This window comes from Pseudomonas sp. Irchel s3h14 (genome assembly GCF_900187425.1).
GTDB lineage: Bacteria > Pseudomonadota > Gammaproteobacteria > Pseudomonadales > Pseudomonadaceae > Aquipseudomonas.
Genome location: NZ_FYDJ01000006.1, coordinates 1 through 14158, shown reverse-complemented (window position 1 = coordinate 14158; position 14158 = coordinate 1). Strand labels below are relative to the sequence as shown.

The following is a 14158-nucleotide window of genomic DNA, read 5'->3' as shown; positions in this document are numbered from 1 at the left end:
TACGCCTCCCGGGCCGCACTCATGACTACCCGTCGCGGTTCAAGCCCTACTGCACACATCAAGGAAAGAACATGCGCCAACAGGATGGCGGTCTCGCCCCGTTTCTTCGCCTCTATGGGTTTCTTCTGGCTGGCCTGGCCCTGAGTGGCTGCTCGCCGAGCGAACACTCGTCTTCGGCCAGTCTAGCCGGTGAACAAGGGCGCGGTGGCGCCATGCTCGCCTATGAGCACGAACTGCAACTGTTGCTGCCCCAGGCGCAAATCGGGCCGCGCTTGCAGGCCACACGCGAGGCCTGCGAAACCGCCCGCTTCGGGGCCTGTAACGTTCTGCGTATCGAGCAAGGCGCCGGCCGCGCCGAGATCACTTTGCGCATTGCCCCCGCTGGCGTCGAGCCGCTGGTCACGATGGCGGCCGAGGGTGGAGAACTGGGTCAACGGATCACCAGTGCCGAAGACCTGGCCGATGCTGTGGACGACACTCGTCGGCGTCAAGAGCGGCTCAAGGCTCAGCAGCAACGTCTGGATGAGTTGGCGACCCGCAAAGACATCAGCGTTACGGATCTGATCACCTTGAGCAAGGAACAGGCCGGGATCGAAAACGACCTGCAAGCCCTGGCCCAAATCGCCGCCGGACACCAGCGCCGACTGGACACCAATCGGGTCACGCTGTCGTTTCTGCCGACCGGCGCCAGCAGTCGCTCGTCGCACCTGAGTCAAGCGTTCAGCAATTTACTGGACAACCTGGCCGATGGCGCCGCCGATGCGCTGGAAAAAGTCAGCTATGCCCTGCCCTTCCTGATTCTGGCCTTCCCGCTGTTCATGCTGTGGGTCTGGTTGTGGCGCAAGTTTGTTCGCCGTCGCACGTGAGTCGTTGAACTGAACCATCATGCTCGCGTGGGGTGCGTCGTCCTTCCTATCATTGCCGTCGATGTTCACCATCACGGCAATGAAGTTCTCATAAAAAATCCGCGGCGTAACATCAGCTCCAGACCCAACAACTACACCCCGGAGCACACCATCATGAAACGCCAAACCATCCTCAGCATCGCTTTCTCGGTTTTTGCAGTTAACGCTTTCGCCGCTACCTCTGCTCACCCGGTTGTCGCTGAAGGCGGCTCGGATCGTCTGATTGAAAATCGCGTGGCTGAAGGTGGTTCGGATCGTCTGATCGAAAACCGCGTTGCTGAAGGTGGTTCGGATCGTCTGATCGAGAACCGCGTCGCTGAAGGTGGTTCGGATCGTCTGATCGAGAACCGCGTTGCCGAAGGCGGCTCGGATCGTCTGATCGAAAACCGCGTGGCTGAAGGTGGTTCGGATCGTCTGATCGAGAACCGCGTCGCCGAAGGTGGTTCGGATCGTTTGATCGAGAACCGCGTTGCTGAAGGTGGTTCGGACCGCCTGATCGAAAGCCGCGCTGTATAAATGAATGGTTTTACCGCGGGACTCAATGAAAAACCCGGCCTTATCAGCCGGTTTTTTTTACGCCTGTTTTTTGCGTTCGGTCACTTGCCGGCTCGGGCCATGCAACGCTGATAACGCTCATCGACCCGCTTGGCAAACCACGCCGTGGTGAGTTTGCGGGTGATTTTCGGGCTTTTCAGCGCAATCCCCGGCAACACCGCGCGCGGTAATGGCCGACCTTCCGCCTTTTCGGCCAGGGCGAAAACCCGTGCATAGAGCTGGGTGTCCTCGAATTCGAAGTTTTTGCCCTCCTCCAATTGGTCCCGAATGGTCGGGTTGCGCATGCCCAGTTGCTTGCCGAGGGTACGCACCGCCAATTCCGTGGTGCCAGGCATGATCGAATCGTAGCGGACCAGGTCACCATCCAGCGCCAGCGGTATGCCCGATGCGCGACTCACCGCGTTCTGAAACGCGGCATTGCGACTGGCGTACCAGCCGGCATTGAAATCGGCAAAGCGATACAGCGGTTGTTTGTAGCTCACCGGATAACCGAGCAAGTGGGCGACTCCGAAGTACATGCCGCCGCGACGGCTGAACACTTCATGACGGATCGAGCCGTCCACCGGGTACGGATACGCCTTCGCCTGTTGCTCGGCGAAATCGATGCTGACCTGCATTGGCCCACCGGTGTGCACCGGGTTGAACCCACCGAACAGCGTCCGCCCCATGGGCACCATGCCGATGAAGTCATCGAAGATCGCGCTGAGTTCTTTCTCGCTGCGCGCCGCATTGAGTCGGTCGCTATAGCTTTTGCCGTTGGATGAACTCACCTGCAGCGCACCGCTCACCAGCAGGCCGGGAATGTGGACTTTGTCGGCTCGGCGGTCGATTTCCTCGCGGGCGATTTTGCCCAGGCCCGGTACCGGTGGGTCCACCTGAAAGGTCGACTCCTGCTCGGTGACCGCCAGTACCGAGCACAGGTTTTGGGTGGATGGATAAATGTTCTGGGCAGCAAATGCTGCGTAAATATCGGTAGCCCAGCCCTGGCGATCGGTGGTTTTGGCCGGCAGCAGGCGCACGATCTCGGCCTTGACCTCGGCAGGCTTGCGCGCAGGGAGCTCTTGCGTGCGCTGAGTACCGCAACCCGCCAGCACCAGCAGCGCGGCGACGCTCATCATCAATCGATTGGCTTGCATGTTGCTCCATCAAATCCGTTGAGCCGGGGTAACCATACGATCAATGGCATGGCGCAGGCTATGACTCTCGCCGCCGCGCCCTGTTCCGTAGCAGCTGCCGAGCCTGCGAGGCTGCGTTCGGCTGCGCAGCAGTCGTCAATACAGTCAATGCGGTGTTTCAGACGAACCGTGAATGCAGGGTTTACGACTGCTGCGCAGCCGAACGCAGCCTCGCAGGCTCGGCAGCTGCTACGCGGCAATAAGGGCTGCGGGGGCTTTTTCCGTTTGGCAGACAACCTGCCCGTCTGTCGCGGCTGAACCATACTTGAGCCACACACCGAGGAGGACAGGCTCATGAACCGTAGCGACGTACTGATCATCGGCGCCGGCCCGACCGGGCTGGTGTTGGCGCTGTGGCTGAGCAAACTTGGCGTGCAAGTGCGCATCATCGACAAGACGTCGGCACCCGGAACCACTTCGCGGGCGCTGGCCGTCCAGGCGCGGACGCTGGAGCTGTATCGCCAGCTCGACCTCAGCGACGCGGTGGTGCAGAACGGTCATCGAGTGGCCGCGGCGAACTTCTGGGTGAAGGGCGAACCCGTGGCGCGCTTGCCGCTGAGCCGCATCGGCGAAGGCCTGACGCCTTATGCGTTCCTCGAAATCTTTCCTCAAGACGAACACGAACGGCTGCTGATAGACCGCCTCGAAGCCTTTGGCATCAAGGTGGAGCGCAACACTGAACTTGAGAGTTTCATGGAAACCGGTGACGGCATCACCGCCTATCTGCGCTTGGCCGATGGTCAGGAGGAAACCTGCCAGGCTTGCTATCTGGCGGGTTGCGACGGTGCCCGGTCGATCGTGCGCAAGACCCTGGACACCGGATTTCCCGGTGGCACCTACCAGCAGATTTTCTACGTCGCCGACGTGCAGGGCAGCGGGCCGACGTTCAACGGCGAACTGCACGTGGATCTCGATGAAGCGGATTTTCTCGCAGTGTTTCCCTTGGCCGGTGAAGGCCGCGCCCGTTTGATCGGCACCGTACGCGACGAGCGCGCCGAGCAAGCCGAAACCCTGCAATTTGAAGACGTCAGCAGCCGGGCCATCGAGCATATGAAAGTAAAGATCGAGCAACTGAACTGGTTCTCGACCTACCGCGTGCATCATCGGGTGGCGGATCATTTTCACACCGGGCGCGCGTTTCTATTAGGTGACGCCGCCCACGTCCACAGCCCCGCCGGTGGCCAGGGGATGAATACCGGCATTGGCGATGCCATCAACCTCGCCTGGAAACTCGCGGCGGTGTTGAGCGGCGGCGCTGAGGCCAAACTCCTCGACACTTACGAAACCGAGCGCATCGCGTTTGCCCGCAAACTGGTCGCCACCACCGATCGGGTGTTCAGTTTCGTCACGGCCGAAGGGCGCATGGCCGATTTACTGCGCACGCGCCTGGCGCCGTTCGTGATTCCGAAAATGGCATCGTTTGAGGCGTCCCGTGAATTCCTGTTTCGCACGGTGTCGCAGATCACCCTGAATTATCGCGGGATGCCGTTGAGCACGGGCGTTGCCGGTCATGTTCACGGTGGCGACCGCCTGCCTTGGGCTCACGATGGTGAGGGGGACAGTTTCGAATCGCTGAAATGTCCGACCTGGCAGGTGCATGTGTATGGCGACACCAGCGACGAAATGATCGACTGGTGCCACGAACATCATTTGCCCTTGCATGTGTTTGACTGGCGGCCGGCGTTTGAAGCGGCTGGCCTGGGGCGTAACGGGTTTTACCTGTTGCGGCCGGATACGTATGTGGCGATTGCCGACAATTCTGCCGATCCCAAGGTGATCGAGCGGTACTTCCAGGATCACGGAATCAGGCCGTTTTTCGGCGCCAGCTAATGATCGTTCCCACGCTCTGCGTGGGAATGCAGCCCGGGACGCTCCGCGTCCCAAAAGGCGTGACGCAGAGCGTCACCGGAGGCATTCCCACGCGGAGCGTGGGAACGATCACATCAAGACTTCAGATCCCGGCCAGGGCCAGGTCCATCGCGAAGTAAGTGAAGATCAAATCCGCTCCGGCCCGCTTGATCGCGCCAAGGCTCTCACGCACCACGCGATCTTCATCGATCGCCCCAGCCTGCGCGGCGAATTTGATCATCGCGTACTCGCCGCTCACCTGATACGCCGACAGCGGCAAACGCGAGGCGTCACGGATGTCGCGGATGATGTCCAGGTACGCGCCGGCCGGTTTGACCATCAGCGCGTCGGCGCCTTCCTGCTCGTCCATCAGTGATTCGCGCACGGCTTCGCGGCGGTTCATCGGGTTCATCTGATAGCTTTTGCGGTCGCCCTTGAGCGCGCTGCCGCCGGCTTCACGGAACGGACCGTAGAGCGCCGAGGCAAACTTGGTCGAATAGGCCATGATCGCGGTCTGGTTGAAACCCGCTTCATCGAGCGCCCGGCGAATGGCCTGAACCTGCCCGTCCATGGCGGCCGACGGGGCAATCACATCGGCGCCGGCACGGGCCGCGGCCACCGCCTGTTTGCCGAGATTGATCAGGGTCTGGTCGTTGTCGACCTCATGGTTGTGCAGCACGCCACAATGGCCGTGGTCGGTGTACTCACAGAAGCAGGTGTCGGACATCACAATCATGTCCGGCACCGCGTCCTTGGCGATGCGCGACATGCGCGACACCAGACCGTTGTCGCTCCAGGTGTCGCTGCCGTTGCCGTCCAAATGGTGCGACACGCCGAACGTCATCACCGACTTGATCCCGGCGCGGGCATAACGCTCGATCTCACCCGCCAGTTTCGACTCCGGAATACGCATCACGCCGGGCATGCTTTTGATCGGTACGAAGTCGTCGATCTCTTCCTCGACGAAAATCGGCAGCACCAGATCGTTCAAGCTGAACTCGGTTTCCTGGAACAGGCTGCGCAGGCTCGCATTGCGGCGCAGACGGCGTGGACGTGCTTCGGGGAACTGACTGGACATGAGGGGTTCCTGAAAAACGGAGGACGAGACGAAAGTCGTAGGGGGCGAAGCTTATTCCCTCAACGGTCAGGGGCACAAACATCGATTGTGGAAGACTTTGTTACGGGCCCGGCAATAATCCGACCTCATTGCGCCAGCTAAAGACAACGTTCAGGATTGAGCAAAACCAACACAGGGAGTGACGCAGCATGTTTGATATCCAAAATTACGGCAGCTTCATTGCCGCGATTCTGATCTTCCAGTTAATGCCAGGGCCGGGCACCTTCGCCATTCTCAACGCCACCGCCCGCAATGGACTGGGCGCCGGGTTCGGCGCCGTGGGTGGCACGCTGTTGGGGGATGCGACGTACATGATTGCGGCGGCCATCGGTCTGGCGGCCGTGATGCAAGCCAATCCCCTGTTGTTCCAGATGCTGCAGTGGTTCGGCGCTGCGTACTTGTGCTGGATCGGCGTGCAATTGCTGCGCACGCCGGCGGCTCGGGACTCGGCGGGGCTGGAGCCGAAACGGTCGGCCCGGGTTTACTTTCGCACTGCCCTGGCGGTGAGCCTGACCAACCCCAAGGTCATCCTGTTTTTTGTGGCGTTTTTTCCGCTGTTCATTCGCCCCGATGCCTCCAGCCTGACCCTGGTCGCGATGATGCTGCATGTTTCGTTCATCAGCGCGCTGTATCAGGGTTTGCTGGTTCTGCTGGGCAATGCCGCGGCCCGTCGTTTGAAAGCCATCCCCATGGCGCGAAAAATCGCGTCCCGCGTCGCCGGTATGGCGCTGGTCGGGTTCGGGATCAAACTGGCGGCGAGTAACCGTTAGGCCGCGACGCTCAGCGCTACAGACTCAAGGTTCCGCTGATGCAGGTCACCACCGCGCCGCCGATCCAGATCTCGTCGCCCACTTGCTCGACCTGAATGCGTCCGGCGCGGCCCATGGTCAGACCCTGGCTGACCACATAGGACGCCGGCGCCAGCCCTTCGTTGAGCAACCATTGGGCGATCCCGGCGTTCAGGCTGCCGGTGGCGGGGTCTTCCGGCATGCCATCCCCGGAGATGAACGCCCGCACTTCGAACTGTGCGCCATCGCCATCTCGCTCGGGATGCCATGGCGCGATGACACCGACGGCCAGGCCAAGCATTTGCGAGTGATCCGGTTGCAGGTCCAGCACCTGCTGGCGATCCTCGACCATCACGGCCAGCCATCCGGCACCGTTGTCGACCCACTGAGTGCGCACAATCGCCCCCGATTCCAGCCCGAGCCCCCGCCGTACCCGTTCCACCACATCCGCCTCCACCGGCCCGGTTTTGAGCAATGGCGGTGCGAGAAAGGCCAGCTCTGTCCCTTGTCGACGAACCCGCACCAGCCCCACGCCGCACTCCTGAATGATCTCTTCGCCCCTGGGCACGCCACCGGCCTCCAGCCACGCATGGCAGGTGCCCAGTGTCGGATGGCCGGCGAACGGCAATTCGTTCAGGGTGGTGAAGATCCGCACACGATAATCGGCGCGAGGATCGCGCGGTTCGAGTATGAATGTGGTTTCGCTGAGGTTGGTCCAGCTGGCGAACGCCGCCATGCGCTCATCGCTGAGCTCATCGGCGCCGAACACCACCGCCAACGGATTGCCCTTGAGCGCAACACGGCTGAAGACATCTACTTGCTTGAAATCGAATGAGTGCATGGCCTGCCTTGGTCTTGATCAAATCGAAGCGTTTTGCTTGGGAATTTCCAGCCCACGCATCACCGCCGGCCGCGCCAGAAAGCGCTCCAGCACTCGCGTGACGTTCGGGAAGTTCTCGATGCCCACCAGCTCGCCAGCCTCATAGAAGCCGATCAGGTTGCGCACCCAGGGGAAGGCCGCGATGTCCGCGATGGTGTAGCGCTCGCCCATGATCCAGTCGCGCCCTTCCAGGCGGTTATCGAGCACATTAAGCAGGCGTTTGCTTTCATCGACGTAGCGGTCGCGGGGACGTTTGTCCTCGTAGTCCTTGCCGGCAAATCTGTTGAAAAAACCGACCTGGCCGAACATCGGCCCGATGCCGCCCATCTGAAACATCAGCCATTGAATGGTCTCGTATCGCGCCGCCGATTCCTGGGCCAGCAGTTGCCCGCTCTTGTCGGCCAGGTAAATCAGAATCGCCCCGGACTCGAACAGCGCCAGGGGTTGGTCCCCAGGACCGTGGGGGTCGAGGATTGCCGGGATCTTGTTGTTGGGGTTCAGCGAAAGAAATTCGGGGGACATCTGATCATGGGTGTCGAAGCCCACACGATGCGGCTCGTAGGGCAGTCCGATCTCTTCGAGCATGATCGACACCTTGACGCCGTTGGGTGTCGGCAAGGAGTACAGCTGGATCCACTCGGGGTATTGAGCCGGCCATTTTTGGGTAATCGGGAACGCGGACAGATCGGTCATGGGAAGCATCCACACGGAAAAAATAGACGCTGATCATAATGTAGGGGCTGGCGAAGGCTGCGATTTTTTGGCGTTATCAATGTTGCTGATGAGCAAGATCAAAAGATCGCAGCCTGTCAGTGGCGCCGACACGTGTACTGTGTCCATAAATCCGCAACATCCTGTCGATAACCTCTGCACTAACCCATCTCAGGTTGCCGCTACAGTGCTGCGCACTCACTCGGATCGAACCAAATGGGCTTCAGAGGACTCTGAGCATTGCCCTTTTGGAAACGGACCGGCCCAACGACATGGAAAACACCCGAAGCTGGGAGCTCGCGGTGTAAAGGTTTGTCAGCCTTAACCGAATGCGCTGAAGATCACCTATTCAAATGATGAACCTTTTGAAATTCGCCAAACGCTTCAAACATCGCGCGTATGTTGTCCTGCCCTCCCTGTTGGCGGTCAGCGCGCTGTTCCTGTCCCTTGAGTCCAGCGAAAGCCGCGCCCAACCGGCGGACGGCACCCAGACGCTGGTGTTCCTGCGCCACGCGGAAAAACCCGCCGGCGGCCTCGGCCAGCTCAACTGCCAGGGCCTGAACCGCGCCATCGACCTTGCCACCTTGCTGCCGGAAAAATTCGGCAAGGCCAACTACGTGTTTGCCGCCAATCCGACGCGCAATGTCGAAGAAGGCGAACTGGACAATTCCTACAGTTACATCCGTCCCCTGATGACCATCAGCCCCAGCGCGATCAAGCTTGGTTTGCCGGTGAACATCAACTTCTCGGCCAACGACACCAGCGACCTGGCCGATGAATTGCTCCACGACAAGTATCACAACTCGGTCATCTACACCGCCTGGTCCCACGGCTACCTGCCGGAGCTGATCAACAAGGTCGCGGGAAAAGCCGTCGGCAAGAAACAGAACATCACCGATGACTGGGAATCCAGCGACTACGACTCGCTGTATGTGCTCACCCTGACCTGGCACAACGGCAAGGCCAGTGTGCAGAGCCACGCCTACAAGCAAGGGCTGGATAATGGGCGGGAGACCTGTCCGACTTGAGTGGTGCAGTGCCTGATCGGGCCTTTTCGCGAGCAAGCCCGCTCCCACATTAGACCGCGTACCTTTGCCGCAACTCGGTTTAATGTGGGAGCGGGCTTGCTCGCGAAGGGGCCGGCAAATACGACATCATCCTCGCTGGGAAACGCGCTCTCGCAGATACTCAAGGACAGCAACCCGCTCCCCCGCGAACTCAATACGACCCCCTTTCTTCTCCCGCTGAAACGCATACATCGGGTCGTAATACTCGCGAAGCAACCCTTCGATCCAGCCCCGGTGCAAGTCCACCGCCCCGCTGCTCGCCTGCTCCGCCAGCGCATCTTCCATCAATATCAGCATCCGCCGATGGCGTTCACCGCCCAGACGTTTCTGCACATTGTTCAGGCTCTCCAGCAAGCGCTCGGAAAACAGCGCGAAGCCTTCATCGCCATGCACGCCGATGAACTCGGCACACAAGTCCACCACATAGTCACGCAGGATCCGTTCGACCCGCCCTTCCAGGCTGTCTTCAAGCCAGACCATCGGAAACTGTTGCATGCCCTGAAACAGCGGCAACGGCAGCGCACAACTGCCGATCGCGCGGCTCTCGTCTTCCAGCACAAACTGCTCGATACCGTGGGCGCGCTTCTTCAGCAGGTCCACCGCCAGGCGGTTCTCAAAATCGATGTTGGAAGGTTGGCCGGTGGCGCGTTTACCAAAACTGGAGCCGCGATGATGGGCGTGACCTTCAAGGTCCAGGCCGTTGCGCAACTGCGTGAGCACTTCGGTTTTACCGGTGCCGGTCATGCCGCCCAGCAAGACGAAATCACACTGGGCAACCGCCTGATCGAGCGTGTCGAGCAAGAAGCTGCGCATCGCCTTGTAACCGCCACCCACTCGCGGATAGTCGATGCCCGCCTCGTCCTTGAGCCATTGCTGGACGATCTGCGAACGCAAACCGCCGCGAAAACAATACAAATACCCATCAGGATGAGCCCGGGCAAAATCGGCCCAGGCCTGGATGCGCTCGGCTTTTATCTCGCCGGACACCAACTGGTGCCCCAGCGTAATGGCCGCTTGTTGGCCGTGTTGCTTATAACAAGTGCCAACCCGTTGCCGCTCATGGTCATTCATCAGCGGCAGGTTGATCACGCCGGGGAATGAGCCTTTGAGAAATTCGACCGGCGCACGGGCATCCATCATCGGTCGGTCGTTGAGGAAAATGTCGCGGTAATCGGTGAATTCGATGGACATCAAAACACCTCAACCGCGTTCGTCTGTCGCTCGATCAGTTCACCGATCGGCTCAAGGGTCAGGCCCAGCTCGGCGGCTACTTTGAGGAAGTGTTCGTTGCCTTCGGGGGTGACCGCAACCAACAGGCCACCGCTGGTCTGCGGATCGCAGAGCACGCGTTTGTGCATTTCCTGAATACGCCCAAGCTTGCTGGCGTAGCTGTCGAAGTTGCGCAACGTCCCGCCCGGCACGCAGCCTTGGTCGAGGTAATACTCAACACCCGGCAGACGCGGCACGCGATCGTACTCAATGCGAGCGGTCACGTTGCTGCCGTCGGCCATTTCCACCAAATGCCCCAGCAGACCAAAACCGGTGACGTCGGTCATCGCGGTGACGCACTCGAGTTTGCCGAAACGGCTGCCGGGTTTGTTCAGGGTGCACATCCAGTCGCGAGCCAGGCCGATGTCGGCCTGGCGCAACTTGCCCTTCTTCTCGGCGGTGGTGAGGATGCCGATGCCCAGCGGTTTGGTGAGGTAGAGCAGGCAACCGGCGGTGGCGGTGTCGTTGCGCTTCATGTGGCGCTTTTCCACCAGACCGGTCACGGCGAGGCCGAAGATCGGCTCCGGCGCGTCGATGGAATGCCCACCGGCCAACGGAATACCGGCTTCATCGCAGACCGAACGCCCGCCGCGAATCACTTCCCGGGCAATCTCCGGCGCCAGTACGTTGACCGGCCAGCCAAGGATCGCAATCGCCATCAGCGGATCGCCGCCCATGGCGTAGATGTCGCTGATGGCATTGGTGGCGGCGATGCGACCGAAATCGAACGGGTCGTCGACGATCGGCATAAAGAAGTCGGTGGTCGACACCACGCCGCGTTCTTCATCAATGGCGTACACCGCCGCGTCATCGCGCGAGGCGTTGCCGACCCAGAGTTTCGGGTCAAGGTTCTGCGCCCCGCTGCCGGCCAGAATCACCTCCAGCACCTGCGGGGAAATTTTGCAGCCGCATCCTGCGCCGTGGCTGTATTGGGTCAGACGAATCGGCTCGCTCATGGGGGGGGACACCTCGTGAAGTCAGTGCCGAGGAGTCTACATCAACGTCGTCTCCCCTGAGGTCCCGCGAATCGTTGACCGAAAGGACAGTTAAACCACCAATTTCCTAGCCTTTTCCGTGCCTTGAGCAAAATTGGTATGCCTTGTGCAAACGTTTGCGTGTCGCTGATACAAGCATTTTCGCTACATAACCGCGCAAGCCCGCAGAACCGGGCCTTCGATCCGCACGAAAAGGGACTTTTAATGCACCGCACGTCCAGCCGCGTGACTTGCTCGCGCACTTTTGCTGTTTCCTTGCTGCTGGCCAGCGTTACAGGACTACTCAGCAGCACCGTTTTGGCGCAACCCGCCCCCGCCGAAGAATCCGCCCAAGGCGAAACCCTCAGCCCCGAAGCGAGCCCACCGAAAAAAGGCGTGTACCTCTCGGACTGGTTCAACCAGGACCTGACGGTCATCGGCAGTAAAGACATCAGTTTCGGCCCGCAACCGGCCGACGATATCTACCTGGAATACGAGTACTTCGGGCGCAAGGGGCCGTTCGAGTTGTATGGCTACATCGACATCCCGAAGATCTTCGACATCGGCAACAGCCATGACAAAGGCGTGTGGGACCACGGCTCGCCGGTGTTCATGGAGCACGAACCGAGAATCTCTATCGACTACCTCGCCGGCCGCAGCCTGGCCATCGGGCCGTTCAAGGAATGGTACGTCGCCTTCGACTGGATCTACGACCACGGCAGTAACAGCGCCAACCGCGCCAATACGCTGTACAGCGGTTTGGGCACCGACATCGACACCCATTCGCGGGTCAACCTGTCGGCCAACTTCTATGGGCGCTACCAGTGGGAAAACTACGGCGCCAGCAACGAGTATTCGTGGGACGGCTATCGCGCCCAACTCAAATACATCGTGCCGATCAGCAGCTTCAGCAATGGCGCGTCACTGACCTACATCGGGTTCACCAACTTCGACTTCGGCTCGGACCTGCACAAGGACAACCCGGCCCGCACCGCCAACGCCACCGTCGCCACCAACGTCTTGCTGTACTCGTTCACCCACTTGCGTTTCACCCTGGTCGGTCGTTATTTCCACAACGGCGGCAACTGGGAGGATGGCAGCGAATTGAATTTCGGCGACGGTAACTTCCGCGCCCGTTCCGACGGCTGGGGTTACTACGCCGGCGTTGGTTATCAGTTTTAAGTTTTGTTTGAATCAGGAGGAGATTTTGAAGAATTGGTCGGCGTGGGAGAACGGTGTTCCCGAGGTTTGAGTTCGGCTTGAGGACGCCATCGCGAGCAAGCTCGCTCCCACAGGTTCAGCGCCATCCTTGTGGGAGCGAGCTTGCTCCGGGCGGCGTTCCGACGAAGAGGCCAGAGCATCCAACATCAATGCCGGTTACGGCAACAAAATCACCTTGTCACCACTGCCTTGGCTCACCTCGGCATACCGCTCCAGACCTTCGGCCAACGGCGATTCAAACAAGCCTTCGGGCAACGGCAACAAGCCCTGATCGAAGAACGTGCCGAACTGCTCAAGCATCGCCGCACACGCCTGGACGCCGTACAGCAACGAGTTGATCCCCACCACCGAACCGCCCTTGCGATACAGCGCCAAGGCCGGCAATTGCACCATGCCGTCCACCGGCGCGGCGATGATCGCGATGCGACCGAACGCGGCCAGAGCCGGGACCGAGGCCGGCAGCCAGAAACCGGTGGTGTCGAAAATTACATCAGCGCCGCCGGCATACACGGCGCTCACCTGCGCACCGAGGTCCTCGGGTTTATCCAGTTGCAGCGTCTGATACCCCAGGGCCTGCAAATCCTTGACCTGCTCCGGCCGCCGCGCCGCTGCCAGTACTTGAGCGCCACGCACCTTGGCCAGCGCCAGCGCCGCAGTGCCAACCGCCCCGCCACCGATCACCAGCAACCGGGTTTCGGCCGTCACCAGACTGCGTTCCAACGCATCCCACGCCGTGGTGTAAGGCACACCGAGGCTGGCAGCCTGGGCAAAACTCAGATGGGTCGGCTTTTGCGCCACGCCATTGGCCGGCAGTTTGACGAATTGCGCATGCGAGCCATCGGCGAAAAAGCCCAGTTCACGGCCGGTGCCCCAGACTTCCTGACCGATCAGCGTCTGCGGGCCTTCAACGACTACACCGGCGAAATCACGACCGGGAATCCTCGGCAGTGTGGTGTAGGGAAAGCGCCCCAGCACGTTCTTCACATCGCTGGGGTTGAGGCCGGCCGCCTTGATCTGGACCAGCACTTCATCGGTGCTGGGCACAGGGGTAGGCACCTCAACGTAGCGCAGGGCCGAGAGGTCACCGATCTTGTCGAATTGCAGTGCTTTCATGAGCATTTCCCTCGAATGAATAAACGGTTCAGGAGATCCAGCCAGTGACCAGTTGCCGGCCCATTGGCCACAACTGCTCACCGGCCAACATGCCGAGCAGCCCTACCAGCGCGATGGCCGGTGGTGCGGGGGAACGAAAATCCAGAGCGCCGTAGAGCAGACCGACGCCCAGACCGATGACCAATGAGATGAGGTAGCTCATGGCGGACTCCGTGGCTAATTAAGATAGGCCCAGAGTCTAGAGATCGGTCGCGACGAGCACCGGCCAAGTGCTTCTGAATATCGGCCAAAGCACTAATGCCGGATCCAAGGCAAACCTGTAGCAGCTGGCGGAGCCTGCGTTCGGCTGCGCAGCAGTCGTAAAACCTGCATGCACGGTATTACTGAAGCACCGCGTCGCCTGATTTCACGACTGCTGCGCAGCCGAACGCAGGCTGCGCCAGCTGCTATGTATGGACTCGCCCCCACTGTCTACCCGCTTTTAAAAAAACTGCCGCCCCGTTGCATCTATGTATCAGGCCTACTCGAGGAAGCC

General features: G+C 60.4%; 14 protein-coding genes. 6 read left to right on the top strand and 8 right to left on the bottom strand.

Annotated elements, in window-relative coordinates:
* Nucleotides 1-71 precede the first annotated feature (71 nt).
* Both CKW16_RS13530 and CKW16_RS13525 read left to right on the top strand, forming a co-directional pair.
* Nucleotides 72-866 carry a DUF4349 domain-containing protein gene (locus tag CKW16_RS13530; RefSeq protein WP_095128853.1) on the top strand — a complete coding sequence of 265 codons (795 nt, stop codon included), beginning with the start codon at nucleotides 72-74 and terminating at the stop codon, nucleotides 864-866.
* 153 nt (nucleotides 867-1019) lie between these two features.
* Nucleotides 1020-1421, top strand: a complete 402-nt coding sequence (locus tag CKW16_RS13525) for a hypothetical protein (RefSeq protein WP_095128852.1) — start codon at nucleotides 1020-1022, stop codon at nucleotides 1419-1421.
* Nucleotides 1422-1501: 80 nt separating this feature from the next.
* Here the strand turns inward: CKW16_RS13525 and CKW16_RS13520 are convergent, their stop codons facing one another.
* Nucleotides 1502-2596, bottom strand: a complete 1095-nt coding sequence (locus tag CKW16_RS13520; RefSeq protein ID WP_095128851.1) for a DUF1615 domain-containing protein — start codon at nucleotides 2594-2596, stop codon at nucleotides 1502-1504.
* A 333-nt stretch (nucleotides 2597-2929) separates the two neighbouring features.
* Here CKW16_RS13520 and CKW16_RS13515 point away from each other — a divergent pair, with 333 nt between their 5' ends.
* The gene (locus tag CKW16_RS13515; RefSeq protein ID WP_095128850.1) at nucleotides 2930-4465 is read left to right on the top strand and encodes an FAD-dependent oxidoreductase; all 1536 of its coding nucleotides are present in this window, start codon (nucleotides 2930-2932) and stop codon (nucleotides 4463-4465) included.
* A 121-nt stretch (nucleotides 4466-4586) separates the two neighbouring features.
* Here CKW16_RS13515 and hemB read toward each other — a convergent pair whose 3' ends face one another.
* Nucleotides 4587-5561, bottom strand: coding sequence for a porphobilinogen synthase (hemB, locus tag CKW16_RS13510; protein ID WP_095128849.1), 975 nt, complete (start codon nucleotides 5559-5561; stop codon nucleotides 4587-4589).
* Between the two features lie 188 nt (nucleotides 5562-5749).
* Between hemB and CKW16_RS13505 the strand changes: the two genes are divergently transcribed.
* Complete coding sequence (locus CKW16_RS13505; RefSeq protein WP_095128848.1) at nucleotides 5750-6370, top strand: LysE family translocator; 621 nt, start codon at nucleotides 5750-5752, stop codon at nucleotides 6368-6370.
* 16 nt (nucleotides 6371-6386) lie between these two features.
* Here CKW16_RS13505 and CKW16_RS13500 read toward each other — a convergent pair whose 3' ends face one another.
* On the bottom strand, nucleotides 6387-7229 hold the full coding sequence (locus CKW16_RS13500) for a PhzF family phenazine biosynthesis protein (RefSeq protein WP_095128847.1): 843 nt from the start codon (nucleotides 7227-7229) through the stop codon (nucleotides 6387-6389).
* A gap of 18 nt (nucleotides 7230-7247) precedes the next feature.
* On the bottom strand, nucleotides 7248-7961 hold the full coding sequence (locus tag CKW16_RS13495; protein ID WP_095128846.1) for a glutathione S-transferase family protein: 714 nt from the start codon (nucleotides 7959-7961) through the stop codon (nucleotides 7248-7250).
* A 371-nt stretch (nucleotides 7962-8332) separates the two neighbouring features.
* Here CKW16_RS13495 and CKW16_RS13490 point away from each other — a divergent pair, with 371 nt between their 5' ends.
* Nucleotides 8333-9007: a histidine phosphatase family protein gene (locus CKW16_RS13490; RefSeq protein ID WP_095128845.1), complete on the top strand. Its 675-nt coding sequence runs from the start codon at nucleotides 8333-8335 to the stop codon at nucleotides 9005-9007.
* A gap of 126 nt (nucleotides 9008-9133) precedes the next feature.
* Here the strand turns inward: CKW16_RS13490 and mnmH are convergent, their stop codons facing one another.
* On the bottom strand, nucleotides 9134-10237 hold the full coding sequence (mnmH, locus tag CKW16_RS13485) for a tRNA 2-selenouridine(34) synthase MnmH (RefSeq protein ID WP_095128844.1): 1104 nt from the start codon (nucleotides 10235-10237) through the stop codon (nucleotides 9134-9136).
* A complete protein-coding gene (gene selD, locus CKW16_RS13480; RefSeq protein ID WP_095128843.1) occupies nucleotides 10237-11271 on the bottom strand; it encodes a selenide, water dikinase SelD in 1035 nt (344 codons plus the stop codon). The genes mnmH and selD overlap by 1 nt, the downstream gene beginning before the upstream one ends.
* A gap of 243 nt (nucleotides 11272-11514) precedes the next feature.
* On the opposite strand from selD, the gene CKW16_RS13475 reads away from it, so the two are divergent.
* Nucleotides 11515-12471 (top strand): nucleoside-specific channel-forming protein Tsx, encoded by a 957-nt coding sequence (locus CKW16_RS13475; protein ID WP_095128842.1) that lies wholly within the window; start codon nucleotides 11515-11517, stop codon nucleotides 12469-12471.
* 195 nt (nucleotides 12472-12666) lie between these two features.
* Here the strand turns inward: CKW16_RS13475 and CKW16_RS13470 are convergent, their stop codons facing one another.
* Together CKW16_RS13470 and CKW16_RS13465 are read right to left on the bottom strand one after the other, a co-directional pair.
* The gene (locus CKW16_RS13470) at nucleotides 12667-13623 is read right to left on the bottom strand and encodes a zinc-binding alcohol dehydrogenase family protein (protein ID WP_095128841.1); all 957 of its coding nucleotides are present in this window, start codon (nucleotides 13621-13623) and stop codon (nucleotides 12667-12669) included.
* A gap of 28 nt (nucleotides 13624-13651) precedes the next feature.
* Nucleotides 13652-13825, bottom strand: coding sequence for a DUF1427 family protein (locus CKW16_RS13465; protein ID WP_095128840.1), 174 nt, complete (start codon nucleotides 13823-13825; stop codon nucleotides 13652-13654).
* Between the last annotated feature and the right edge of the window lie 333 nt (nucleotides 13826-14158).

Bases quoted from the DNA above. Each gene is read 5' to 3' on its own strand.
- CKW16_RS13530 (WP_095128853.1), top strand. From the start codon at position 72: ATGCGCCAACAGGATGGCGGTCTCGCCCCGTTTCTTCGCCTCTATGGG.
- CKW16_RS13525 (WP_095128852.1), top strand. From the start codon at position 1,020: ATGAAACGCCAAACCATCCTCAGCATCGCTTTCTCGGTTTTTGCAGTT.
- CKW16_RS13520 (WP_095128851.1), bottom strand. From the start codon at position 2,596: ATGCAAGCCAATCGATTGATGATGAGCGTCGCCGCGCTGCTGGTGCTG.
- CKW16_RS13515 (WP_095128850.1), top strand. From the start codon at position 2,930: ATGAACCGTAGCGACGTACTGATCATCGGCGCCGGCCCGACCGGGCTG.
- hemB (WP_095128849.1), bottom strand. From the start codon at position 5,561: ATGTCCAGTCAGTTCCCCGAAGCACGTCCACGCCGTCTGCGCCGCAAT.
- CKW16_RS13505 (WP_095128848.1), top strand. From the start codon at position 5,750: ATGTTTGATATCCAAAATTACGGCAGCTTCATTGCCGCGATTCTGATC.
- CKW16_RS13500 (WP_095128847.1), bottom strand. From the start codon at position 7,229: ATGCACTCATTCGATTTCAAGCAAGTAGATGTCTTCAGCCGTGTTGCG.
- CKW16_RS13495 (WP_095128846.1), bottom strand. From the start codon at position 7,961: ATGACCGATCTGTCCGCGTTCCCGATTACCCAAAAATGGCCGGCTCAA.
- CKW16_RS13490 (WP_095128845.1), top strand. From the start codon at position 8,333: ATGATGAACCTTTTGAAATTCGCCAAACGCTTCAAACATCGCGCGTAT.
- mnmH (WP_095128844.1), bottom strand. From the start codon at position 10,237: ATGTCCATCGAATTCACCGATTACCGCGACATTTTCCTCAACGACCGA.
- selD (WP_095128843.1), bottom strand. From the start codon at position 11,271: ATGAGCGAGCCGATTCGTCTGACCCAATACAGCCACGGCGCAGGATGC.
- CKW16_RS13475 (WP_095128842.1), top strand. From the start codon at position 11,515: ATGCACCGCACGTCCAGCCGCGTGACTTGCTCGCGCACTTTTGCTGTT.
- CKW16_RS13470 (WP_095128841.1), bottom strand. From the start codon at position 13,623: ATGAAAGCACTGCAATTCGACAAGATCGGTGACCTCTCGGCCCTGCGC.
- CKW16_RS13465 (WP_095128840.1), bottom strand. From the start codon at position 13,825: ATGAGCTACCTCATCTCATTGGTCATCGGTCTGGGCGTCGGTCTGCTC.